General features: G+C 72.8%; 11 protein-coding genes. 7 read left to right on the forward strand and 4 right to left on the reverse strand.

Annotation, left to right across the window (positions count from 1 at the left end; genetic code table 11):
* The first annotated feature begins 155 nt into the window (after positions 1-155).
* The 4 genes from ACIBF5_RS17275 to ACIBF5_RS17290 all read left to right on the forward strand — a co-directional run bounded on the left by ACIBF5_RS17275 (position 156) and on the right by ACIBF5_RS17290 (position 22820).
* Positions 156-20765: an amino acid adenylation domain-containing protein gene (locus ACIBF5_RS17275; RefSeq protein ID WP_396812635.1), complete on the forward strand. Its 20610-nt coding sequence runs from the start codon at positions 156-158 to the stop codon at positions 20763-20765.
* Complete coding sequence (locus ACIBF5_RS17280; RefSeq protein WP_396812636.1) at positions 20762-20977, forward strand: MbtH family protein; 216 nt, start codon at positions 20762-20764, stop codon at positions 20975-20977. The genes ACIBF5_RS17275 and ACIBF5_RS17280 overlap by 4 nt, the downstream gene beginning before the upstream one ends.
* Positions 20978-21054: 77 nt before the next feature.
* Positions 21055-21747: an RraA family protein gene (locus ACIBF5_RS17285; RefSeq protein ID WP_396812638.1), complete on the forward strand. Its 693-nt coding sequence runs from the start codon at positions 21055-21057 to the stop codon at positions 21745-21747.
* Positions 21748-21920: 173 nt separating this feature from the next.
* Positions 21921-22820, forward strand: a complete 900-nt coding sequence (locus ACIBF5_RS17290) for a lytic polysaccharide monooxygenase (protein WP_396812640.1) — start codon at positions 21921-21923, stop codon at positions 22818-22820.
* A gap of 11 nt (positions 22821-22831) precedes the next feature.
* Here the strand turns inward: ACIBF5_RS17290 and ACIBF5_RS17295 are convergent, their stop codons facing one another.
* From ACIBF5_RS17295 to ACIBF5_RS17305, 3 genes are read right to left on the reverse strand one after another with little or no spacing between them, the layout of a single operon-like run.
* Positions 22832-23119: a hypothetical protein gene (locus ACIBF5_RS17295; RefSeq protein WP_396812642.1), complete on the reverse strand. Its 288-nt coding sequence runs from the start codon at positions 23117-23119 to the stop codon at positions 22832-22834.
* A complete protein-coding gene (locus tag ACIBF5_RS17300) occupies positions 23116-23397 on the reverse strand; it encodes a hypothetical protein (protein WP_396812643.1) in 282 nt (93 codons plus the stop codon). Before ACIBF5_RS17300 ends, ACIBF5_RS17295 begins: the two co-directional genes overlap by 4 nt.
* Positions 23387-23593 carry a hypothetical protein gene (locus tag ACIBF5_RS17305; RefSeq protein ID WP_396812645.1) on the reverse strand — a complete coding sequence of 69 codons (207 nt, stop codon included), beginning with the start codon at positions 23591-23593 and terminating at the stop codon, positions 23387-23389. Before ACIBF5_RS17305 ends, ACIBF5_RS17300 begins: the two co-directional genes overlap by 11 nt.
* A 199-nt stretch (positions 23594-23792) precedes the next feature.
* Here ACIBF5_RS17305 and ACIBF5_RS17310 point away from each other — a divergent pair, with 199 nt between their 5' ends.
* Positions 23793-24560, forward strand: a complete 768-nt coding sequence (locus tag ACIBF5_RS17310) for a Scr1 family TA system antitoxin-like transcriptional regulator (RefSeq protein WP_396812647.1) — start codon at positions 23793-23795, stop codon at positions 24558-24560.
* Complete coding sequence (locus ACIBF5_RS17315) at positions 24557-24739, forward strand: DUF397 domain-containing protein (protein WP_396812648.1); 183 nt, start codon at positions 24557-24559, stop codon at positions 24737-24739. The genes ACIBF5_RS17310 and ACIBF5_RS17315 overlap by 4 nt, the downstream gene beginning before the upstream one ends.
* 195 nt (positions 24740-24934) lie before the next feature.
* On the opposite strand, the gene ACIBF5_RS17320 is transcribed toward ACIBF5_RS17315, so the two are convergent.
* Entirely contained in the window at positions 24935-25162 is a 228-nt protein-coding gene (locus ACIBF5_RS17320) for a DUF523 domain-containing protein (protein WP_396812650.1), read from the reverse strand.
* Positions 25163-25297: 135 nt separating this feature from the next.
* On the opposite strand from ACIBF5_RS17320, the gene ACIBF5_RS17325 reads away from it, so the two are divergent.
* Positions 25298-25894, forward strand: coding sequence for a GNAT family N-acetyltransferase (locus tag ACIBF5_RS17325; protein WP_396812652.1), 597 nt, complete (start codon positions 25298-25300; stop codon positions 25892-25894).
* Positions 25895-25921: the final 27 nt, after the last annotated feature.

Here is a 25921-nt window from a genome sequence, read left to right on the forward strand (position 1 = left end):
CGCTCGTCGTACCGCCACCGGACGGCCGCCCACGGCCGCCCGGTCCACCGGTGCCGGAGCCGTGCGACCGCACGCCCGGCCCGCCGCGGGACAGGTTCCCTCCTGCCGTCCCGCGTACGTCCCTGCGCCAACCCGTCGAAGAGGTGTGATTCTTCTTGTCCGCCAGCGAACTGACCACAGTGGATGACGCCCTTCGGTACTGGCGGGACCGGCTGACCCCGGTCGCCCAGGAGATCGCGCTGCCCTCGGACGTACCGGCCGGTGACGCCGCGACCCCGACGGCCGCCGAGGCGGGCGACCCGTCCGGGCAGCGGACCCGGGAACTGCCGGCCGCGCTCGGCACCCTGCTGGCCGAGCACGTCCGCCAGGAGCGGGTGAGCGCCGACGACGTGGTTCTCGCCGGGCTCGCCACGCTGCTGCTGCGCTACGGCGCCGGCACCGACCTTGTGCTCACCTCGGCGGAACTGCCGCTGCGGCTCGACCTGAGCGGAGCGCCCGGACTCGGCGACGTCGCCGACCGGGTCGCCGCCGCCCGACTCGACGCGTCGGCGTACCCGCTGCCGTTGTCGGCAATCGCCGCCCATTTGGGCGTACCGGCGCTGCGTCGGGGCGCACTGCTGACCAACATCGGCTACGGCGGCACCCCCGACCCCCGACTCGACCTCTGGCTGGGGCTCACCGAAACCCCCACCGGGTACGCGCTGCGGCTGCGCCACGCCGGGCAGGTGCTCGCCGGAACCGCCGCCGACCGGCTCCTCGACCACCTGCTGCGGCTGCTCGACGACGGCCTGCGCCGACCCGGTGAGCCGGTCGGAGAGCTCGAACTGCTCACCCCCGAGGAACGGCACCTGATCCTCGACGGCTGGAACGACACCGCCCTGTCGGTGCCACCGGCGACGCTGCCGCAACTGTTCGAGGCGTGGGTCCGGCGCACCCCGGACGCGGTCGCGCTGGTCCTGGACCGCGACGAGCTGACCTACCGCGAACTCGACGAGCGGGCCAACCGGCTCGCCCACCGGCTGATCGCACACGGGGTCGGCCCCGAACGGCTGGTCGCCCTGGCCCTGCCCCGCTCGGTCGACCTGATCGTCGCGGAACTCGCCGTGCTCAAGGCCGGGGGCGCGTACCTGCCGGTCGACGTCGAGTACCCGGCCGAGCGGATCGCGTACATGCTCGCCGACGCCGCGCCGGTCTGCCTGCTGACCACGGGGGAACTGGCGCCCGACGTACCCGAACACCCGGGCACCACCCGGCTGCTGCTCGACGACCCCGACCTGGTCCGCGCGGTCACCGACGGACCCGACACCGACCCGACCGACCAGGACCGGACCGCGCCGCTCGGCGTCCACAACGCCGCGTACGTGATCTACACCTCCGGCTCCACCGGCCGCCCCAAAGGCGTCGTGCTCTCCCACACCGGGGTGGCGAAGCTGCTCGCCACCCAGACCGAACGCTTCGGTGTCGGCCCGGACAGCCGGATCCTCCAGTTCGCCTCGCCCAGCTTCGACGTCGCCTTCTGGGACCTCTGCCTCGCGCTGCTCTCCGGTGGTCGACTGGTGGTGGTTCCGACCGAGCGCCGGCTGCCCACCGCCGAACTCGCCGAGTACGCCCACACCCACGGCGCCACCTTCATGATCCTGCCGCCGGCCCTGCTCGCCGCGCTGCCGCCGGAGGTCACCCTCCCGGAAGGCGCCACCCTGCTCGCCGGCACCGAACGGGTCAGCCCCGAACTCGTCGCCCGGTACGCCACCCGACAGCGGATGTTCAACGCGTACGGGCCGACCGAGGCGACCGTCAACTCCACCCTCGGCCGGTGCGACCCGGCGTCCCGCTCCGGCTCCTCGGTGCCGATCGGCCGACCCGACCCGGGCACCCGCGCGTACGTGCTCGACGGCGCACTGCGGCCGGTGCCGGCCGGCGTACTCGGCGAGCTCTACCTCGGTGGGGCCGGGCTGGCCCGGGGTTACCTGGGGCGCCCGGCACTGACCGCGCAGCGGTTCGTCGCCGACCCGTACGGCGACCCCGGTGAGCGGCTGTACCGGACCGGGGACCTGGTCCGGTGGCGCTCCGACGGCCAACTCGACTTCGTCGGCCGCGCCGACGACCAGGTGAAGGTCCGGGGTTACCGGATCGAACTCGGCGAGGTCGAATCGGCGCTGGCCGGCGACCCCGATGTGGCCCAGGTGGTCGCGACCGTACGCGAGGACCAGCCCGGCGAGCGACGCCTGGTCGCGTACGTCGTGCCCACCACCGGCGGGATGAGCGGCGTCGAGCCCAGCGACATCGTCGGCGAACGTCAGGTCGCCCAGTGGAAGGACCTGCACGAACAGCTCTACTCGGCGGGCCGGGCCGAGCCGGCGGCGCAGAACTTCACCGGTTGGAACAGCAGCTACGACGGCCAGCCCATCCCGCTCCCGCAGATGCGGGCCTGGCGTGACGCCACCGTCACCCGGATCGCCGCCCTGCGTCCGCACCGGATCCTGGAGATCGGCGTCGGCAGCGGCCTGCTCCTCTCCGGACTCGCCCCGACCTGCGCCGAGTACTGGGGCACCGACCTCTCCGAGCAGGCGATCACGTCGCTGCGCCAGCAGGTCGACCGGAATCCCGAACTGGCCCACCGGGTCACCCTGCGGGCACAGCCGGCCCACCGCTTCGACGGACTGCCGGCGAACCACTTCGACACCATCGTGATCAACTCGGTGGCGCAGTACTTCCCGGACGCCGACTACCTCGCCGACGTACTCCGTCGTGCCGTGGACCTGCTGGTGCCCGGCGGCCGGGTCTTCGTCGGCGACGTCCGCAACCTGCGCCTGCTGCCCAGCCTGCGGGCCGCCATCCAGCTCGGTCGCCGCCCCGGCGCGGAGCCGGCCGACCTCGACGCCGCCCGCACCGGCCTCGCGCAGGACCTCGCCTGGGAGGGCGAACTCCTGCTCGACCCGGAGTTCTTCCCCGCCCTCGCCCGCGACCTGCCCGGGGTCGAAACCGTGGACCTCTGGGTCAAGCGGGGCGAGGACCACAACGAACTGACCCGCTACCGGTACGACGTCGTGCTGCGCCGCCGCCCGGATGGGGCACCCGTCGAGGCGGCGGCGGTGGTGGCCGACGTGCCGACGTACCGCTGGGGGGCCGACCTGGCCGACCTCGACGCGCTGGCCGGCGTGCTCGGCGGCGGCCAGGCGGCGCTGCGGCTGACCGATGTGCCGAACGCCCGCCTCACCGCCGACCTGGCCGCCGCGCACGCACTGGCGAGCGGGCCGGTCTCCCCGGACCCGACAACCCCGTCCGTCGTGGCCGTCGCGGCGGACCCCGAGGCGTTGCACCGCCTCGGCGAGGAACACGGGTACGCCGTCGTGGCAACCTGGACCGCCGCCGCCACCGACGGCCGCCTTGACGTGGTGTTCACCAGGGGCGACGCCGCACCGACCCCGGTCTACCAGCCGGCCTGGTCCGGCGCCCCCCGGCCCGAGCACGCCAACACCCCGGTCCGCTTCCGCGACATTCCCACCCTGCTGCGCCGGCTGCGCGAGCGGGCCCGGGCCTGGCTGCCGGAGTACATGGTCCCCGCCGCCATCGTCGCGCTGCACCGGCTGCCGGTCACCGGCAGCGGGAAACTCGACCGGGCCGCGCTGCCGCTGCCCGACCGAGGTGTGCTCAGCACCGGCGTACGGCCGCGCAGTGCTCGCGAGGAACTGCTCTGCACCCTCTACGCCGAGGTGCTCGACCTGCCCGAGGTCGGCATCGACGACGACTTCTTCGCCCTCGGTGGAGACAGCATCGTGGCGATCCAACTCGTCATCCGGGCCCGGCGGGCCGGACTGGCACTCACCCTGCGGCAGGTTTTCGTCCACCGTACGGTCGCCCAGCTCGCCCCGGTCGCGGTGCCCGCCAGCGCGCCGGTCGTCGACGAGCTGGCACCGGTGCTCAGCGGGGACGCCCTCACCCAACTGGCCGAGGAACTGCCGGGACTGGTCGAGGCGCTGCCGGTGACCCCGATGCAGGAGGGCTTCTACTTCCACGCCCTCGCCGACGGCACCGGCACGGACGCGTACGTGGTCCAGCTTGTTGTCGACCTCTCCGGTCCGCTCGACCACGTCGCACTGCGCCAGGCGGCACAGCGGCTGCTGGACCGGCACGCGCCGCTGCGGGCCGCGTTCCGCCTCGGCCCCGACGGTCGGCTGATCCAGGCGGTGGTCGCCGGGGTCGACCTGCCGTGGCGCCGGGTCGACGTCTCCGAACTGGACGAGGCGGGCCAACGCGCCCGGCTGCTCGCCGAGACCGACAACGAACGGGGGCGCCCGTTCGACCTGGGCCGTCCGCCGCTGCTGCGGGCGCTGCTGCTGCACCGCGACGACGTACGACACTGGCTGGTGCTCCAGTTCCCGCACATCGTGGCCGACGGATGGTCGGTACCGGTCCTGCTGCGGGACCTGCTCGCCCTGTACCAACCAGCGGCCGGTCCAATCACGGCGGCGGAACTGCCGTCCGTCACCCCGTACCGGCACCACCTCGCCTGGCTCGCCCGGCAGGACCGCGACGCCGCCCACGCCGCCTGGCGGCAGGTGCTGGCCGGGGTGGACGAGCCGACCCGGCTGGTCCCGGTGACCGGACCCGACCAGCCAGCCCGTCCGGCGGAACTGCGGGTGGCGCTGCCCGACGCGCTCGCCACCGGACTCACCACCCGGGCCCGGGAGTACGGGATCACCCTCGGTGCCGTACTCCAGGGCGCCTGGGGGCTGCTGCTGGGGCAGCTCACCGGAGGCCGGGACGTACTCTTCGGCACCACCGTGAGCGGTCGGGGCGCCGACCTCGACGGCATCGGTGACCTGGTCGGTCTCCTCATCAACACGCTGCCGGTACGGGTCCGCTGGCAACCGGAGCAGTCACTGGCGGACCTGCTCACCCAACTGCACGCCGAACAGTCCGACCTCCTCGACCACCAGCACATCGGCCTCGCCGACCTGCACCGGATCGCCGGTGTGGACGAACTGTTCGACACGCTCGTGGTGCTGGAGAACTACCCCGACCAGGCCGACCTGCGGGACCCGAGCGGCAGCGTCGCGGTCGCCGGCGTGGACTACCGGGACGCCGGGCACTACCCGCTCGCGCTGATCGTCGTCCCCGGCGACCGGTTGGAGCTGCGGTTCAAGCACGACGCCGCGCGGTTGGACGCCGACGCCGTGCACCGGATCGCCGATCGGCTCACCCGGCTCCTGGAACAGGTCGTCGACGACCCACGGCGGCCGGTCGGACGGGTCGAGCTGCTCGCCGCCGCCGAGCGGGAGGAGATCCTGGCCCGGTTGACCGGCCCGGCCGCCGCCCCCACCGCCACCACGCTGGTCGCGGCGGTACGGGCGCAGGTCGCCCGGACGCCGGACGCGCCGGCGCTGGTCTCCGACGACACCACCCTCAGCTATCTGGAACTGGAGACCCGCGCGGCGGCACTCGCCGCCCGGCTGCGCGCCGCGGGTGTCGGCGCTGAACGGGTCGTCGCCGTCGCGGTGCCCCGTTCAGCAGACCTCGTCGTGGCGCTGCTCGGTGTGCTCGAAGCGGGTGCCGCGTACCTGCCGCTCGACGTTGACCACCCGGCCGATCGGCTGGCGTACCTGCTCGCCGACTCCGGCGTCCGTACCGTCGTCACCACCGCGTCCGCCGCCGCCCTCCTGCCGCCACGCCCCGGCCTCGACATCGTCCTGCTCGACGGCGACAGCCCCACGACGTTGGGAAGGGCCCCCTATACAACGGAAAGCGATAACAAGGGGCCCTTCCTTACTCCGCAGGCGGGGGCTTATCTGCTGTACACGTCGGGGTCGACGGGGCAGCCGAAGGGCGTGCTCGTACCGCACGGGGCGATCGCGAGCCAGCTCGCCTGGGTGCAGGGACGGTTCGGCCTCGGCCCGGACGACCGGGTGCTGCACCACCTCTCGGCGAGCTTCGACCCCGCCGCGTTGGAGATCTTCTGGCCGTTGACCGTGGGTGCGGCGGTGGTGCTCACCCCGCCGGAGGCGACCGGCGACCCGGCCCGGCTGGCGGCGGCGGTCCGCCGGCACCGGGTGACCACGATGGTGATCGTCTCGTCCATGCTGGGTGCCTTCGCCGACGCGGTCGAGACCGGCGGCGCCGGGGTGGAGAGTCTGCGCCGGGTGCTGGCCGGTGGCGACGCGCTCAGCCGGTCGGTCGCGCGCCGCTGGCGGGCGGCGACCGGGGTGCCGGTGCACAACGTGTACGGGCCGACCGAGGCGACCATCCAGGTCACCTGCGCCGAGGCGACCGAGGGGCCGGGTGCCCCGGTCACCGGTGGCACGGTGCCGATCGGCAGCGCCGTGGCCGGCACCCGACTGCGCGTACTCGACCAGGAACTGCGTCAGGTGCCGCACGGCGTGCCCGGTGAGCTCTACGTCGCCGGGGTGCAGCTCGCGCGCGGCTACCACGGGCGGGCCGGACTGACCGCGGACCGGTTCGTCGCCGACCCGTACGGGCCGGCGGGGGAGCGCATGTACCGCACCGGTGACCTGGTCCGCTCGGCCGCCGACGGGACGGTGGAGTACCTCGGGCGGGCCGACCGGCAGGTGAAGATCCGGGGTCACCGGGTGGAGCTCGGCGAGATCGAGGCGCACCTGGCCGTACGGCCGGAGGTGGCCTCCGCCGCCGTCGTCGCCCGTACGGGTGCGACCGGTACGGCGCGGCTGCTCGCGTACGTGGTCGCCCGGTCCGGCGTCACCGTCGACCCGGGAACGCTGCTGGCCGCGCTCGCCACCGCCCTGCCCCCCGCACTGGTCCCGGCGGCGCTGCTGGTGCTGGACGAGTTGCCCCGTACGGCGAGCGGCAAGCTCGACGTCGCCGCGCTGCCGGAGCCCCAGCGGTCCCGGTCCACCGGCCGGGCTCCGCGTACCGCCACTGAGCGGTTGTTCTGCGAGGTCTTCGCGGCGGTGCTCGGGCTGCCCGAGGTCGGTCCCGACGACGACTTCTTCGTCCTCGGTGGCGACAGCATCCAGTCGATCGGTGTGGCCAACCGGGCCCACGCCCACGACATCCTGATCAGTCCCCGGGACGTCTTCACCCACCGGACCCCGGCCCACTTGGCCGAGCTGGCCGGTCCCGAGCCGGTGGAACCCACGCTGGCGGAGCATCCGGAACCGGCATCAGCAACCTCGGCCGGGCCAACGGAGCAGGGGACGGATCCGCAGCGGTACGGCGACCTGCCGCCCACCCCCGCGGTGCACCGGCTACGGGAGAGCGGTCTGCCGGTCGGACCGGCCGGTACGGCGGTGCTCACCCGTACCCCGGTCGGGTTGACCGAGGCCCGGGTGCACGCGGTCCTGGCCGCGCTCCGGGACCGACACGACGGCCTGCGTCAGCGGCTGACCCGGATCGGCGACCTGCTCTGGACACTGCGGGTCACCGCGCCCGGCGACGGGGGCGACGCGTCCCTGCCACGGGTGGCGACGTCGGGTGCCGCCACCGGAGCGGCTCGGGTTGACGATGAGCTGCGCGCCGCCCTCGGTCGGCTCGACCCCGAGAGCGGTGCGGTCTTCGACGCCGTCTGGTTCGACGGCGGGCCGGACGAGCCGGGTGAGCTGCTGCTTGTCGCGCACCGGCTGGCGGTCGACGAGGTGTCGTGGCCGATCCTCCTGGCCGACCTGGAGACACTGTGGAACGGCGGTGCTGCCGCGCCCGTCCCGGTGCCGTTGCGTGCCCACGTCCGCGCCCTGGGCGAGCAGGCCCAGCACCCGGAACGGCTCGCGGAGCTGACGCACTGGGTGGAGACGCTCGCGCCCGGCGCCGACACGCTGGCCCGGACGCTGCCGGCGGGCGCCGACCCGGCGGCCCGTTCCACGTTGGAGCTGGCCCTGCCGCCGGAACTGGTGGACGCGGATCCGGTCGACCTCCTGCTCGGGGCGTTGCGGGTGGCGGCGACCCGGTGGGGGCAGCGGCACGGGCAGGAGGAGACCGGTGACCTGCTGGTCGACCTGCTGACCACGGGGCGCGAGGCCGGACCCGACCTTTCCCGTACGGTCGGCCCGCTGCACCGGTGGAGTCCGGTACGCCTACCGGCCGTGACCGATCCCGCCGACGCGACCCGTGAGGTGGCCCGGCGCCGGAACACGGCACCGCACCACGGATCCGGGTACGACCTGCTGCGTTACCTCAACCCACAGGCGGGGCCGATTCTCGCCCCGACGGTACGCCCACCGGTGCTGGTCGAGTACGCGCCCGCGCTGCCCGGCGCCGAGTGGCTGGCCACGCCGACCGCCCAGCCGCACCCGTTGCAGTTGAGCGTCCGGGGCGGGACGAACCCGACCGCGACCTGGACCTGGTCCACGGCGGTCTGGGACAGCACCGAGGTACGCGAACTCGCCGAGAGCTGGCTCGCCACCCTGGCCGAACTGAACGACGGCACCGCGACGACCGGCACCGCGACCGTCTTTGATGCCAGCCCGACCGGGAACGGTGACGTCGTCGGCCAGGCGCTCGGCACCCTCGAACCGGGTGAGTGGGACCTGGTCCGGCAGCGGAGCCCGTGGCCGGTGGCCGAGGTGTGGCCACTGTCGCCGTTGCAGGAGGGCCTCTACTTCCACGCCAGCTACGACCAGGGTGAGCTGGACGTCTACACCGCACAGGTGGCGTTCGAGGCGGCGTACCCGATCGACGCGGACCGGCTCCGGGCCGCCTGCGCGGCCCTGCTCGCCCGCAACCCCGGCCTGCGAGCCGGTTTCACCGGTGACGGGCTCGCCGCCCCGGTCCAGTTCATCACCACCGACCCGCCGCCGCCGCTGACCGTGGTCGACCTGACCACGGTCGACGAGGCGGACCGGGCGGCGCGGATCGAGGCGCTGCTCGCCGACGACCGGACCCGTCGGTTCGACCTTGCCCGGCCACCGCTGTTCCGGCTGCTGCTGCTCCGACTCGGCGACGGTGACGACCGCCTGGTCATCACCCACCATGTGCTGCTCTGGGACGGATGGTCGGCGCGGATCGTGCTGGACCAACTCCTGGCCCTGTACGTCACCGGCGGCGACGACCACGACCTGCCCCCGGCCGGCTCCTACCGGGACTACCTCGTCTGGCTCGCCGGGCGGGACCGGGACGCCGCAATGGCCGCCTGGCGGGACGAACTCGCCGACCTGGCCGAACCCACCCTGGTCGCGCCGGTCGACCGGGCCCGCCAGCCGGTGCTGCCCCGACGTCGGCGTGCGGAACTGCCGGCAGCGGTCACCGAACGGCTCCGGGTGGCCGCCCGGGAGAGCGGAGTCACCCTCAACACGCTGCTCAACGCCGCCTGGGCGGTGGTGCTCTCGACCTCGGTCGGGCGTACCGACGTGGTGTTCGGCACCACCGTCGCCGGCCGTCCCGCCGAGATTCCGCACGTCGGGAACGCGGTCGGGCTCTTCCTCAACACCGTGCCGGTCCGGGTCACGTTCGACCCGAACGAGCCGGTCGGCGACCTGCTGCGGCGGGTGCAGGCGACCAGGACCGGGCTGATGGCCCACGAGTACCTCGGCCTCGGTGAGGTGCAGCGCGCCAGCGGGCAGAGCCAGCTCTTCGACACCCTCTTCGCCCTGCAACAGGTCGGTGGCGAGGACGAGACGGCCGAGCTGCGCGAGCGTCACGGGCTGACGGAGGTGGGCAGCTTCGACGCCACCCACTATCCGCTGACCCTGGTCGTCGCGCCGGGTACGACACTGCGCGCGACCCTGGCGTACCGGGCCGACGCGGTTGCCGCGACGACCGCGTCGAGCCTGCTGGGCCGGTTCGTCACGGTTCTCGAACGCCTCGCCGGGGATCCGACCCGGCCGGTCGGCCGGCTGGACGTACTGCCGGCGCCGGAGCGGGCGGCGCTGGACGCCCAGTCCCGCGCGACCACCCGCCCACTGCCCGGGGAGACGGTCGCGGACCTGCTCGGCGCGCAGGCGCGACGTACCCCGGACGAGACCGCCCTGGTCTTCGGCTCGGCCACCTGGACGTACGCGGAACTGGACGCTCGGGTGAACCGGCTGGCCCGGCTGCTGCTGTCCCGGGGCGCGGGTCCGGAACGGGTGGTGGCGCTGGCGTTGCCGCGCTCGGCGGAGATGGTCGCGGCGCTCTTCGCCGTGCTCCGCACCGGTGCGGCGTACCTGCCGCTGGAACTGGACCACCCGGCCGAGCGGTTGGCGCACATGGTCGACGACGCGGCACCGGTCTGCGTACTCACGACCACCGCCGTCGCCGCCCGGCTCGCGTTGCCCGGCACCGTCAGGGTCGACGACCCGCAGACCGCCGCGGAACTCGACGCGCTGCCCGCCACCGAGATCAGCGACACCGAACACCCGGAGTTCGCGCGGACCCGCACCGACCGGCTCGACCACCCCGCGTACGTGATCTACACGTCCGGCTCGACCGGGCGCCCCAAGGGCGTGGTCACCCCGTACCGGGGGCTGACCAACATGCAGCTCAACCACCAGGAGGCGATCTTCGGCCCGACGGTCGAGTCGGCCGGCGGACGTCGGCTGCGGATCGCGCACACCGTCTCGTTCGCCTTCGACATGTCCTGGGAGGAGCTGCTCTGGCTGGTCGAGGGGCACGAGGTGCACGTCTGCGACGAGGATCTGCGCCGCGACGCCGAGGCACTGGTGGCGTACTGCGACCGGCACCGGATCGACGTGGTGAACGTGACCCCCACCTACGCCGACCACCTGATCGCCGAGGGTCTGCTGCGGCACGACCCGGCGGCCGGGCAACACCGCCCGGTGCTGGTGCTGCTCGGCGGTGAGGCCGTCTCCGACCAGGTGTGGAGCCGGCTTCGGGAGACCGAGGGCACCCTCGGCTACAACCTGTACGGGCCGACCGAGTACACCATCAACACCCTCGGCGGCGGCACCGTGGACAGCGCCACCCCCACGGTCGGGCGGGAGATCTGGAACACCCGGGCGTACCTGCTCGACCCGTGGCTGAGGCCGGTGCCCGACGGCTGCCCCGGAGAGCTCTACATCGGTGGCGCCGGTCTGGCCCGGGGTTACCTGAACGCGCCGGGCCTGACCGCCGCCCGGTTTGTCGCCGATCCGTTCGGCGGCCCCGGTCGGCGGCTCTACCGCACCGGTGACCTGGTCCGGCGCCGTCCGGACGGGAACCTCGACTTCCTCGGTCGGACCGACGGCCAGGTCAAGATCCGGGGTTACCGGGTGGAACTCGGCGAGATCGAGTCGGTCCTGGTCGAACATCCGGACGTGGCCCGCGCCGCGGTGGTCGCCCGGGAGAGCGCGAACGGTGTCGGTCGGCGCCTGGTCGGGTACGTGGTGCCGGCGACCGGTGTCGACGCCGGCAACGAACGCGACCACCTGGCCGAGTGGCAGCAGATCTACCACGACGAGTACACGGCGATCGGCACCGCCGTGGCCGACGAGGACTTCGCCGGCTGGGACAGCAGTTACGACGGGCAGCCGATCCCGCTCGACGACATGCGGGAGTGGCGGGAGGCGACGGTCGCCCGGATCCGCGAACTGCGGCCCCGCCGGGTGCTGGAGATCGGCGTCGGCACCGGGCTGCTGCTCTCCCGGCTCGCACCCGACTGCGAGGCGTACTGGGGCACGGACTTCGCCGGCCCGGTGATCGAGAAGCTCAGCCGCGACATCGCGACGATGCCGGAGTTGGCTGGTCGGGTCGAGCTGCGGCACCAGCCGGCCGACGTCCTCGACGGGCTGCCCCGCGACTACTTCGACACCATCGTGATCAACTCGGTGGTGCAGTACTTCCCCAGCGTGGAGTACCTGGTGCAGGTGCTCGCCGGGGCGGTGGGGCTGCTGGTTCCCGGCGGCTCGCTCTTCGTCGGCGACATCCGCAACCTGCGCCTGGCCCGGACGTTCCACGCCGCTGTCCAGGCGAACCGCTCCGGCCCGGACGCCGACCCCGCACGGTTGCGCCGGGCGGTCGAGCGCTCGGTGCTGCTGGAGAAGGAACTGCTCGTCGACCCGGACCTCTTCGCCGCCGTGGCGGCCACCTGGGAGCAGGACAACCCGGTGGCGGTGACCGTGCGGACCAAGCGCGGCCACCGGCACAACGAACTGACCCGCCACCGGTACGACGCCGTACTGCGCCGACTCGCCGCCCCGCCGGCCGAGCAGACGCTCTCCCTGGCCGGGCTCCCCACCCTCCGCTGGGCGGCTGCACCCGGCGATGGCGAGGGCGTCGGTGACCTGGCCGGACTCGCCGGGTACCTGCGGCGGCACCGCCCGGAACGGTTGCGGGTGGAACGCGTCCCCAATGCCCGGCTCGCGGCGGAACTCGCCCTGCTCCGGCGCCTCGACGCCGACCAGGCCGATCCCGGCGCCGCCCGTGTGGAGACGGAACCGGCGGCGGTGGAGCCGGAAGCCCTGCACGAACTGGGCGAACAGCTGGGCTATCAGGTTTTCACCACCTGGTCGCCGGTCTCCGACGGCAGCCTCGACGTAATTTTCGTGGCTCCGGAACTGCTCGACGGGAAATTCCCGGTCGACCTGTGCCGACCACTGCGGGCAGCGGCGACACCGGACGAGTGTGCGAACCGACCGGCGGTGGCGCGCGGTGTCGCCGCGCTCACCACCCGCCTGCGTGAGCACCTCAAGCTCCGGCTACCGGACTACATGGTGCCGGCGGCCCTGGTCACCCTGGCCGCGTTGCCGCTCACCGTCAACGGCAAACTCAACGTACGGGCGTTGCCCGACGCCGAACCGACCGGCACCGTCACCGGCGACCAGGCCCCGGTCACCGAACGGGAGAAGGTCCTCTGCCAGCTCTTCGCCGACGTCCTGGGCCTGCCCGCCGTCGGTGTCCGGGACAGCTTCTTCGACCTCGGTGGACACTCGCTGCTCGCCACCCGGCTGATCGGTCGGGCGCGCAGCGTCATCGGCGCGGAACTCTCCATCCGGGACCTGTTCGAGGCGCCCACCGTCGCCGAGCTGACCGCCCGGATCGCACCCGAGGCCGGCGTACCCGACCGTCCGGCGCTGGTGCCGGCGACCAGGCCCGACCCACTGCCCGCCGCGTACGCCCAGCAGCGGCTCTGGGTCATCCAGCAGCTTGACCCGGACTCCCCGGCGTACAACTTCCCGCTGGTGGCACGGGTTCGTGGCGCACTGGACGAGTCGGCGCTCACCGAGGCCGTCCGGGACGTCATGATCCGCCACGAGGCGCTGCGTACGCTCATCGTGGAACACGACGGGCTGCCGACACAGCGGATCGTCGCCCCGGCGGACGCCCACCCGGTGCTGCGTACCGTCGCCGTCGACCGGGCCGACCTCGCCGAGGTGGTCTCCGACGCCGCGTCCCGCCCCTTCGACCTCGCCACCGAGTTGCCGCTGCGGGTCACCGTGGCCCGGCTCGGCCCGGACGAGCACGTGGTCGTCTTCCTGCTGCACCACGTCACCACCGACGAGTGGTCCGACGGGCCGTTCCTGCGTGACCTCGGCACCGCGTACGCGGCCCGCCGCGCCGGCACCGCACCGGACTGGGCCCCGCTGCCGGTGCAGTACGCCGACTACACGCTCTGGCAGCGGGAACTGCTCGGCGACCCGGCCGACCCGGGCAGCCGCGCCGCCCGCCAGCTCGACTTCTGGCGGGAGACCCTGCGCGACGCCCCGCAGCGGCTCGAACTGCCGACCGACCGGGCACCCCGGCCCGGGCAGGTCGTCCGGGCCGGCGGCGAGACCACGGTCGCCCTGGACCCGGCCGCCGTACGGGCGCTGCGTCAGCTCGCCCAGGCCAGTGGCGCCAGCATGTTCATGGTCGGGCAGGCCGCGGTCGCGGCGTTGCTGCACCGGCTCGGCGCCGGTACCGACATCCCCCTCGGCGCACCGATCGCTGGCCGCACCGACGAGGCGCTCGACGACCTGATCGGTTTCTTCGTCAACACACTGGTGCTTCGGACCGACGTCTCCGGCGACCCGAGCTTCACCGAACTGCTGACCCGGGTACGCGCCGCCGACCTGGCCGCGTTCTCGCACCAGGACGTTCCGTTCGAGGCCGTCGTCCGGGCACTCAACCCGGACCGGTCGGTGACGGACAACCCGCTGTTCCAGGTGATGGTGGTCTACCGCAACCGCAACACCGACCGGTTGGAGCTGGGGGGCCTGGAAGCCACCCCGGAGCCACACCACACCGGCACGGCCCGTTTCGACCTGGTGTTCAGCTTCGGTGAGCGGACCGACACCGACGCCATCGACGTGCTGTTGGAGTACCGGGCCGACCTCTTCGACGCCGACACGGTGGCCGCGATCGGGCGCCGGCTGGGCCGGCTGGTCGAGGCGGTCGCCGCCGATCCGGAGGCGCCGGTGAGCCGGGTCGACCTGCTCGACGACACCGAGCGGTGGCGGGTGCTGCACGACCTCAACGACACCGGCCGACCGGTCGACGAGGGGACCGTGCCGGAGTTGTTCGCCGCCCGGGTGGTGCGGCGCCCGGATGCGGTCGCCGTGGTCGACGCCGAGGGCGAGTCGACGTACGCCGAACTGGACGCCCGGTCGAACCGGATCGCCCGGCTGCTGTCGGGGCGGGGGGTACGGGCCGGGGACGTCGTCGGGCTCGCCGTGCCCCGGTCCCGGGAGATGGTCGCGGCGATCCTCGGTGTGCTCAAGCTTGGTGCCGCGTACCTGCCGCTGGAGTTGACCCTGCCGGCGGACCGGCTCGGCTACCTGCTCACCGACAGCGGTACGGGACTGGTGCTGGTCACCGCCCCCGCCGCCGACCGGCTGCCGGACCCGCCGGGTCTGCGTCGGCTCGAACTGGACGACCCGGCGACCGTGGCGGAACTGGCCGGGTTGCCCGACGGGCCGCTCGACCCGGCGCTGACCCGGATCCCGCCGGGCCTGGACCACGCCGCGTACGTCATCTACACCTCCGGTTCGACCGGCCGCCCGAAGGGTGTCGTGGTCAGCCACGAGGGGATCGGCAGTCTGATCGCCACCGCCGTGGACCGGATGGGGGTCAGCGCGGCGAGCCGGGTCTCGCAGTTCGCCTCGGTCGGGTTCGACGTGGCCGTGTTCGACCTGGTCATGTCGTTGTGCGTGGGTGGGCGGCTGGTGCTGATCCCGGACGAGGCCCGGGTCGCCGACCACCCGCTCACCGACTTCCTGCGCACGCAGGGCGTCACCCACATGATCCTGCCGCCGTCGCTGCTGTCGGCGTTGCCGGCCGACTGCGAACTTCCCGACGGCGGCACCGTCCTGGTCGGAACGGAGACCGTGCCGCCGGACCTGATCCGGCGGCTGGCCCGCCGCCAGCGGGTCTTCGGGGCGTACGGGCTGACCGAGGCGACGGTCAACTCCACGCTCTGGGCGGCCGAGCCGGACTGGGACGCCGCCGTACCGATCGGGCGACCCGACCCGAACACCCGGGTGTACGTGCTCGACGACGCCCTGCGGCCGGTCCCGCCCGGAGTGGTCGGCGAGCTGTACGTCGCCGGTCGCGGCCTGGCCCGGGGCTACCTGGGTCGGCCGGACCTGACCGCGCAACGGTTCGTCGCCGACCCGTTCGGCGTGGCCGGGGCGAGGATGTACCGCACCGGCGACCGGGCCCGCTGGCGGGCCGACGGCAACCTCGACTTCCTCGGCCGGGTCGACGACCAGGTCAAGATCCGGGGCTTCCGGATCGAGCTGGGCGAGATCGAGGCGGCACTGGCCGGGCATCCGGCGGTGGCGCAGGCCGCTGTTGTCGCCGACCGGGCCGGCAGTGTGGTCCGACTGGCCGCGTACGTGGTGCCGGACGGCAACACCGCAGCCGAGGGCGACCCGGATCCGAACGGGCTCCGGGAGTACGTCGCCGGGCTGCTGCCGGAGTACATGGTCCCGGCGGCAGTGGTGGTCCTCGACGGTCCGCTGCCGTTGACCGCGAACGGCAAACTCGACCGTCGGGCGTTGCCCGCGCCGGACTTCGGCGCCACCAGCTCCGGCCGTGCCCCGGCCGACGCCCGCGAGGAGGTCTTCTGCCGGCTCGTGGCGGAGCTGCTGCACCTGCCTCGGGTCGGTGCCGACGACGACTTCTTCGCCCTCGGCGGCGACAGCATCGTCGCGATCCAACTGGTCAGCCGGGCCCGCCGGGAAGGGCTGGGGTTGCGTCCGGCGGCGGTGTTCCAGGCCCGTACCCCGGCCGGGCTGGCCCGGGAGGCACACGAGCTGACCGAGACCGTGGCACCCCAGACCACCGCCCTGCTGGCGTTGGACCCGGCCGAACAAGCCGAGGTCGCCATCCTGGACCCGGCTCCGGTCGAGTTGCTGCCGCTCACCCCGCTCCAGGCCGGGCTGCTCTTCCACGCCTCGCTCGACGCCGACGGGCCGGACGTCTACACGGTGCAGACCTGGTTCGAGCTGACCGGCCCGGTCGACCCGGCCCGGTTGCGCCGGGCCGCGCAGGCGCTGCTGGACCGGCACCCGAACCTGCGCGCCGGATTCCGTTACCTCGGCTCCGGCCGACCGGTGGCGTTCATCCCGGCCCGGGCGCCACTGCCCTGGACCGAGCGGGACCTCACGGGTCTGGACCGGCAGGCCGCCGAGGAGGCGTGGTCGGTGCTCGTCGACGACCAGGCCGCCCGTTTCGACCCGGCTCACCCGCCGCTGCTGCGGTTGCTGCTGGCGGGCTTCGGCCCGGACCGGCACCGGCTCCTCCTCACCCACCAGCACCTGCTGCTCGACGGCTGGTCCGGGCCACCGCTGGTCGACGAACTCGCCACCCTGTACGCCGCCGACGCCAACCACGACGCGCTCGCGCCGCCGGTACCGTTCCGGGACTATCTCGGCTGGCTCGCCGCCCAGGATCGGGAGACGGCCCGTTCCGCCTGGGCGACGGAACTCGCCGGGCTGGCCGAGCCGACGCTGTTGGCGCCGGCGGAGCCGACCCGGCTGCCGATCGCGCCCCGGCGGCACGAGGTGGTGTTGCCGGAGCCGGTGACGGCGGCGTTGACCACGCTCGCCCGGTCCCGGGGGCTGACCCTCGGTGCCGTGGTGCACGCCGCCTGGGGTGTCGTCCTCGGCCGGCTCACCGGACGCGACGATGTCGTCTTCGGCGCCACCGTTTCCGGTCGTCCGGCCGACCTGCCCGGCATGGAGTCGATGCTCGGTCTGTTCATCACCACCGTCCCGGTGCGGGTCCACTGTGCCCCGGCCGACCGGCTCGGTTCGGTGCTGGACCGGGTCTGGGGCGCCCAGTCCCGACTCGTCGCACACGAGTACCTCGGGTTGGCGGAGATCCAACGGGCCGCCGGTCTCGGTGAACTCTTCGACAGCCTGCTGGTGTTCGAGAACTTCCCCGCCGTACGCGGTCTGTCCGACGACGCCGACCAGCCGAACGGCGGCGACCGGTTGTCGATCCGCCCGACCGGTGGCCGCGACGCCACCCACTACCCGCTGACCTGGGCCGTCTCGCCCGGGGACGCGCTGTCCCTGGTCGCCGAGTACCGTCCCGACCTGTTCGACGCCGAGACCGTACGCCGCTTCGGTGAGGCGTTCGCCCGGGTGCTCACCGCCCTCGCCGACGACCCCGACCGCCCGGTTGGCGCGGTCGACCTGCTCGCCCCGCACGTACGCGACCAGGTGCTGGCCGCCGGAACCGGTGGCATCCTCGACGAGCCGGAGACCACCATGCCGGCGCTCTTCGCCGCGCGGGTGGCGCAGTCGCCGGACGCGGTCGCGGTCGTCGGACCGGACACCGGGGCGGACGGCTGGTCGTACGCCGAACTCGACGACCGGGTGAACCGGCTGGCCCGCCTGCTCGTCGCCCGGGGAGCCGGCCCGGAGCGGGTGGTCGCGTTGGCGTTGCCGCGTGGCGCGGAGATGATCGCCGCGATCCTCGCCACCCAGCAGGCCGGGGCCGCCTACCTGCCGGTCGACCCGGACCTGCCCGGCGACCGGGTGGCGATGATGCTCGACGACGCCCGACCGGTGGCGCTGGTCAGCACGACCGCCCTGGCGGCGGAACTGCCGTCGACGGACCCGGCCACGGTGCTGCTCGACACGGCGGAGACCGCCGCGCTGCTCGCCGCACTTCCCGGCCACGGACTGGCCGACGCCGACCGGTTGGCGCCGCTGCGCCCCGACCATCCGGCGTACGTCATCTACACCTCCGGTTCCACCGGGCGGCCGAAGGGCGTGGTGGTCAGCCACCGGAGCCTGGTCAACCTCTTCCACAGCCACCGGGAGACGCTCTACCGCCCGGCGGCCGAGGCGACCGGCCGGCGACACCTGCGGGTCGGCCACGCCTGGTCGTTCTCGTTCGACGCCTCCTGGCAGCCGCAGCTCTGGCTCTTCGACGGGCACGCCCTGCACGTCGTCGACGACGTGACCCGGCGTGACCCGGGACGGCTCGCCGCCGAGGTGACCGCCGCCGCCCTCGACTTCATCGAGGTCACCCCGGGACACTTCGCCGCCATGGCCGAGGCCGGGCTGGTCCGGGACGGCCGGTGCGGGCTCGCGGTGGTCGGCGTCGGCGGTGAGGCGGTGCCGCCGGCAGTCTGGGCGACCCTGCGGGAGCTGACCGGCACCGAGAGCTACAACCTGTACGGACCAACCGAGTGCACCGTGGACGCGCTGGTCGGGCGGTTCCGGGACAGTGACATACCCGTGGTCGGCCGACCGGTGCACCACACCCGGGCGTACGTGCTCGACACCGCGCTGCGCCCGGTCGCGCCCGGGGTGACCGGGGAGTTGTACCTCTCCGGCGCCGGCCTGGCCCGCGGCTACCTGCGCCGTCCCGGCCTGACCGCCGAGCGGTTCGTGGCGGACCCGTTCGGGCGGCCCGGGTCGCGGATGTACCGGACCGGCGACCTGGCCAGGTGGACCCCGGACGGGCAACTCGACTACGTCGGCCGCGCCGACGACCAGGTGAAGATCCGGGGCTTCCGGATCGAACCGGGCGAGATCGAGGCGGCGCTCACCGGGCACCCCGGCGTCGGCTCGGCGACCGTGGTCGTACGCGAGGACCGGGCGCGCGGCCGGCACCTGGTCGCGTACCTGGTCGGCTCGGCGGGGCAGGCGGTCGAGGCGGCGTCACTGCGGACCCACCTGACCGGGTTGCTGCCGGAGTACATGACACCCGCCGCGTTCGTGTTCCTGCCCCGGCTGCCGGTGCTGTCGAACGGCAAGCTCGACCGGGCGGCCCTGCCGGTTCCGGAGTACCCGGTGGCGCAGTCGGGGCGCGCTCCGCGCACCCCGGTCGAGCGGACGTTGCTCGACGTGGCGGCACGGGCACTGGACCGGCCGGAGATCGGTGTCGAGGACGACTTCTTCGCCCTCGGCGGCGACAGCGCGGGCTCGATCCAGTTGGTGGTGGCGGCCCGGCTGGCCGGTCTGGAGATCCGCCCCCGGGACGTGTTCCGGCTCCGTACGGTCGCGGCGTTGGCCGAGGTCGCGGTCCCGGTGGAGACCGTGGTCCCGCTGACCCCGGTGATGCACTGGCTGCGGGAACTCGGCGGCCCGATCGACGGGTTCAACCAGTCGGTGGTGCTGCGGGTGCCGCCGCGACTCGGATCCGACCGGCTCACCGGGGCGCTCGGTGCCCTGCTGGACCGGCACGACCTGCTGCGGGCCCGACTCGACCGGGGTGCGTCCGGTGCCGAGTGGACCCTGCGGGTGCCGGCGCCGGGGACCGTCGACGTACGTCCACTGCTGCGACGGGTGGACGTGACGGCGCTGGACGACGCCGGTCTGCGGGCCGAGGTGGACGAGCAGGCGAGGGCGGCTCGGGAACGGCTCGACCCGGACGGTGGCATACTTCTCCAGGCGGTCTGGTTCGACGCGGGGGAGCGGCCCGGTCGGCTGCTGCTGATGGTGCACCACCTCGCCGTCGACGGTGTCTCCTGGCGGATCCTGGTGCCGGAACTCGCCGCGGCCTGCGGTGCCGGCGGGACCGACGAACCGGCGTCGTCGGGCACCACCTTCGGCCGTTGGGCGGAGTCGCTGGTCCGCCACGCGGTGCAAGCGGGGCGGGTGGCGGAGTTGCCATACTGGGCCGACGTGATGGCCGGCGCCACGCCGCTGTTGGATCCGGTGGACCCGCTCCGGGACACCGCCGCCACCGTCCGGGAGGTGCGTGTGACGCTCGGCCCGGCGGAGGTGTCCCCGCTGCTCACCCGGGTGCCGACCGCGTTCGACGTCACCGTCAACGAGGTGCTGATGACCGGGTTCGCGCTCGCCGTCGACGAGTTCCGCCGGGTACGGGGCCGCACCGGCGCCGACACCGGGGTCTGGTTCTCGGTCGAGGGGCACGGGCGGGAGGAGTCGGCTCTCGGACCGGTCCCGGGCGGGCTCGACCTCACCCGTACCGTCGGCTGGTTCACCAGCGTCTACCCGGTGCGGCTGGACCCCGGCCCGGTCCGGCTGAACCAGCCGGGCGACGGCGCGGGGCTGGCCTCGGCGGTGTCCCGGATCCGGGAGCAGTTGCGCGCCGTGCCGGACAACGGGCTCGGCTACGGTCTGCTCCGCTACCTCGACCCGACCACCGCCCCGCAGCTCGCCGCCCTCGGTCTGCCCGACATCCAGGTGAACTACCTGGGCCGGTTCGGCACGCCGGAGGCGACCGACTGGGCGTTCGCGCCGGAGATGGCCGTCGCGGCGGCACACGCCGCCGATCCGGGCATGCGCCAGGCGTACGGCCTGAGCGTCACCGCGCACGTCGAGGACCGCGCGGACGGCCCGTACCTCGTCGTCGGCTGGGCCTGGCCCGGCGCGCTCCTCGCGGAGGACGACGTACGGGAGCTGACCGATACCTTCACCCGGGCGCTGCGGGCACTCGTCGCGTCCGTCGAATCCAACCAGAGGAGAGACCGATGACCAATCCGTTCGAAGACCCGGACGGCACCTACCTGGTGCTGGTCAACGCCGAGAACCAGCACAGCCTCTGGCCGTCGTTCGTGGACGTGCCCGCCGGCTGGACCGTCACCCACGGCCCCGGGCCCCGGCAGGAGTGCCTGGACTACGTGGAGACGCACTGGACGGATCTGCGCCCGCAGAGTCTCATCGACGCCATGGACGCCGACCGGTAGCCTCCGTCGTCCGGGGTCTGTCCGACGGAGGTGTGTCGGGCCGACCCCGGACGATCCGACGAACCCGAGGAGTCGTCTTGCTGGATGCCTTCGCCGACCTCTCCACGCCACTGTTGGCCGATGCCTGCGTCCGGGGTGACGTGCCGCTGCGCGCCGCGCCACCGGGCATCGGGGCGGTCGTTCCCGGGCAGCGGATCGCCGGCCGGGCGCTGCCGGCGCGGCACTACGGCAGCGTCGACGTGTTCCTGGAGGCGTACGGCGCCGCCGCCCCCGGCGACGTGCTGGTGGTCGACAACGGCGGGCGTACGGACGAGGCATGTGTCGGTGACCTCGCCGTGCTGGAGGCGGAGGCGGCCGGGGTGACCGGGCTGGTGATCTGGGGACTGCACCGTGACACCCCGGAGTTGGTCGAGATCGGACTCCCGGTCTTCAGTTACGGCGCCTACCCGCCGGGCCCGGTACGGGTCGACGAGCGGGAACCCGAGGCGCTCTCCACCGCGCGGTTCGGACCCCATCTGGTCAGTGCGGGGGACGTCGTCTTCGGTGACGCCGACGGGGTGCTCTTCGTCGCCGCCGAGCATGTCGACCGGGTCCTGGCGACGGCGGCGCAGATCAGGCGGACCGAGCGCGAGCAGGCCCGGATGATTCGGGCGGGGCGGACGCTGCGCGAGCAAACCGGGTTCGACGACTACCTGTCTCACCGGGCCGCCGACCCGTCGTACACCTTCCGTCGGCACCTGCGGCGCGTCGGCGGCGCGATCGAGGAGTAGCTCCGCGCTCCACCATGTCCCAACAGCATTCACCCTATTGTCCTAGGACGGTTTACGGGGAGTTGCCCCGGTCACTTCAGTTGATCGCGGCGGCCGGCTGAACCTTTCGACGCTGATCTCCGTACCCTGGGCGGGAGGTCAGCCAGATGATGACCGTACGTCGCAGGATTGTCGTGTCCGCCGCCTTGACGGCCGCCGCGTTGCTGCTCACCGGCCTCGCCGCTGGTCCGGCCGTCGCCCACGGCGCTCCCGGGAGTCCGGTCAGCCGGGCTGCCGCCTGTGGCCCGGAGGGACACCAGACCAACCGGTCCGCAGCCTGTACGGCAGCCAAGGCCGCCGGCACCGCGACCGAGCATTGGGACAACGTCCGGCTGCCCGATGTGGCCGGACGGGACCGGGAGAAGGTTCCCGACGGGAAGCTTTGCAGCGGCGGCCTGGCCAAGTTTCGTGGCCTGGACCTGGCTCGCCCCGACTGGCCGGTGACCACGCTCAGGACCGGTGTCGAACTCACCTTCACCTACCGCACGACGATCCCGCACAAGGGCACGTTCCGCTGGTACGTCACCCGCCCGGGATACGACCCGAGCCAGCCCCTGGCCTGGTCAGATCTGTCGGAGCGGCCGTTTCTGACGGCCACCGACCCACCGGTGGTCGACGGCTCGTACCGGATGCGCGGCAAGCTTCCGACGGGCCTGTCGGGACGGCACCTCGTCTACGCGATCTGGCAGAACTCCAGTACGCCGGACACCTACTACTCCTGCTCCGACGTGATCCTCGAATCCGCCCCGGCGGCCGGGGCCCGGGCCGCCACCAGCCGACCAGCGACCACCACGGCCAGCAGTACGCGGCCCAGCGGCGGGACTGGCGAGCCCGTGACCGGAATCGGATCGTCGGACGGGGCACCGGACCTCGCTGACAGGTCCACTGTCGCCGTGACCGGCGGGAGCGGCAATGCCCTGCTGTCCCTGCTCCTCGCGGCACTGCTGGTGGTGGCGCTCGGACTACCCGTGGGGCTCTGGCTGCGCGCCAGGCGGGCCCGCGATCGGCGGCGGCCGGGGGCGGCGACGCACTAACGCCAGGCCTTCTACGCCGGGGGACGCTCGGGTGGCATCCAGCACATGATGCGGTCGAAGATGGCGCGTACGTCCGGTGGTGGTCCGAGGGCGGAGTCGTAGACGTGTAGGTCGGAGATGGCGTCGACGAATTGGGTGCCGAGGTAGAGCATCAGTGCGATGCGTTGGTGGCGGAAGCTGACGGTGAGGTCGAGTCGGGCGTCGGCGCAGGGCCAGGGTTGGGCGCAGACCCGGCAGCACCAGACTGGTCGTAGCGGCAGGTGGAGTTGCCGGCTCGCGACGGGTTTCGGGTCGATCACCAGGTTGGCCCTTTCGGTGCGGGGCGTTCGATGTCGAGGAGGACGCGGCGGCGGATGACGTATTCGGCTTCGGGGCGTTCGGGTTTGCCCATGGGTTTTTCGATGCCGCGTACGGGGATCCATTCCCGGTTGTCGTCGTGGGTGTGGGTCGGGACTTGGGTGACCCGTAGGTGGAGGTCTCCGACGCCGGGGCGGCGGTTGGCTCCGGTGCCTCGGTAGTAGTCCTCGCCTTCGGCGTTGACGATGTCACCGACCTTGACCAGGGGTTCATCGGACATGGTGGCGGCCCTTGTTCTGGGGCACGCGGTAGCCCATGGCCTGCCCGTGGGTGAGCAGCGGCAGCGGGCGCAGGTTCGCCGTACGCTCGTCGGCCCACTCGGGGCGGGCCGGTGGGTGCGACGGCTCGGGCAGGGTCGGGGGAGTGGGCCCGGGGACCCATGGCCACCCGGACCACCATCGCCGGAACGTGAACACCGCGCCACCTCCTTGGGGTTGGAGGGGCGCCCCGCGCCCGTTGCTTGGGGCGCCCCACAACGCGACCGCCGGGCTCGAACCTCCACCAGCCACGCCGCTTCATGTGCCACCTTGCCTCGGGTGGTCGGACACGCACACTCCGTTGATGTATGTTCGACCGATGTCACGGATGTCACGGACGTCCATAGAGGAGGCAGGCATGAACAAGGTGCTTCTGGCTGCTATGACCGAGGCAGGGGAAACCGCCGAATCTCTCGCAGCTCAAGTAGGCGTCGACCCGAAGACAGCGGGCCGATGGGTGACGCCAGGACGCATTCCGCAGCCCCGGCGACGAGCGAAGATTGCCGAGATCCTTAAGAAGGACGTTAGTGACCTATGGCCGGACGTCCTGAAGCGACGCGAGCCGACCTGGCTGCGCGAGTGGGTCGAGTGGGAGCGCGAGGCAACCGCGTTGCGGTGGTTCGAACTGGCCTGGGTGCCTGGGCTACTGCAGACGGAGGCATACGCACGGGCAACGCTCGCCGGTGAGCTGCTGACAAAGGAAGAGACAGACCGACTCGTCGCATCCCGTATCGGCAGGCAATCCATCGTGCGCCGTGACCGCCCGCCGATGCTGGTTGCGGTGATGGACGAGTCGGTACTTCGCAGGTCGGCGAATGGTGACCGCAAGCTGATGCGGGAGCAGGTTCAATACATCATCGCGTGCTCCGAGCTGCCGGGAGTCCAGGTCCACGTCGTTCCGGCCAGCGTCGGGATGTACCCGGGCCTTGGCGGGCCGTTCATCCTTGCGGACCTCCCCGAGGGTGCCCGTGCCGCACACGTCGACAGCCAGGTACAGGCGCAGATCGTTGGCGGAGCGGCGGAAATTGCTACGCTGGGACGACGCTGGGAACGCATCCGGGGGAAGGCCCTCCCGGAAGAGCAGACCCTGGATCTTCTTAGGGAAGTGGCAACATCATGGACATGACCGGAGCTCAGTGGCGTAAGAGCTCGCGCAGCGGCAACAACGGCGGTTCCTGCGTCGAGGTCGCGGACAACCTGCTAGGCGTCGTCCTGGTCCGTGACACCAAGGATCGCGACGGCGGCACGCTGACCGTCGCCCCCGACGCGTGGCGGGCGTTTGTAGGCTTCGTCAAGCAGTCATAACTGATCCGCGCAGGCCCCCGTGTCGGCCCAGCACGGGGGCGTTGCCATGTCCAGGTACGGCCCCCGCGTCGGGAACATTTCGAGGCGAGCAGGATCGAGGTCGTGGCCCCAACTGCTGCCTGGGTGTAGGCGCAGCACGGCGTACCCGCGCCAAGCAGGGTGTGGGGGCTTACCGACCGCTGACGGCGTTAGTGCTCATCCCGGTCGACGCTCGGACTGCTCCAACTCGGAGAGAAACGCTGCGGCTTGGTGAAGCTGCCCCTCGTGGAACACCGGAATGCCGTGGCGTAGCAGCTCTTCGGCGGCTACTCCCCGTCCGGGTACGGTGCGGCCGGTGAACGAACCGTCGTAGATCACGCTGCTGCCGCAGGTTGGACTGCCGTCGACGAGGACCGCGAGCGCGACGCCCGCCCCTGTAAGCATCCACTGACGAGCACCTTTCGCACGGGACCGGACAGTATCACCGGGCGGACAAGGTCTGGTGGTAAGACCGGCATAGCCGTACGTAGATCGCTGGAGACTTGACACGGGTCACCGGCACCAGGAGACGATGACGGGGTGAGATCAACGCTCTCGACGCCACCCGCCATTCCCGCCGGTACCCTCGCCGCTGGTACGCAGCCGATTGTTCCCGCCCCGGGAGGCTTGCTCCTGCGGCCCTGGGAACCTTCCGACGCGCCCGTGTTCTTCGCCGCCTACCGGGATCCCGAGATCCAGCACTGGCACACGCGCCAACCCGCATCCGAGGAGCAGGTCCATGAGTGGTTCGACCAATATCGGGAGGCATGGGCGCAGGAGAAGGGGGCATCGTGGGCGGTGACTCGCGGTGGCGGTGAGGTGCTGGGACGGATCGCCATGGGTCACATGGATCTCGATGACGGTGTCGCTGGATGCGCGTACTGGGTGTTACCGGCTGCACGGGGAGCGGGAGTGGCCTCCCGCGCGCTGACGGCCCTGAGCGTATGGGCACTCGGCGAGGCGGGTTTCCACCGTCTGTACCTGGACCACTCGACCCGCAACCATGCCTCCTGCCGGGTGGCGGTCAAGTCCGGCTTCCTGTTGGAGGGCACCAAACGCAGCGACGCCGTCCACTCGGACGGCCGACACGACATGCACCTGCACGCCCGCGTCCGAGGCGACGAGCAACCCGCCTGATGCGGGCTTGTTCCAACAATCGTGCGA

Source organism: Micromonospora sp. NPDC050417, assembly GCF_044458865.1.
In the GTDB taxonomy this organism is placed as follows: domain Bacteria; phylum Actinomycetota; class Actinomycetes; order Mycobacteriales; family Micromonosporaceae; genus Micromonospora_G.

Bases quoted from the DNA above. Each gene is read 5' to 3' on its own strand.
- ACIBF5_RS17280 (WP_396812636.1), top strand. From the start codon at position 20,762: ATGACCAATCCGTTCGAAGACCCGGACGGCACCTACCTGGTGCTGGTC.
- ACIBF5_RS17300 (WP_396812643.1), bottom strand. From the start codon at position 23,397: ATGTCCGATGAACCCCTGGTCAAGGTCGGTGACATCGTCAACGCCGAA.
- ACIBF5_RS17310 (WP_396812647.1), top strand. From the start codon at position 23,793: ATGAACAAGGTGCTTCTGGCTGCTATGACCGAGGCAGGGGAAACCGCC.
- ACIBF5_RS17315 (WP_396812648.1), top strand. From the start codon at position 24,557: ATGACCGGAGCTCAGTGGCGTAAGAGCTCGCGCAGCGGCAACAACGGC.
- ACIBF5_RS17320 (WP_396812650.1), bottom strand. From the start codon at position 25,162: ATGCTTACAGGGGCGGGCGTCGCGCTCGCGGTCCTCGTCGACGGCAGT.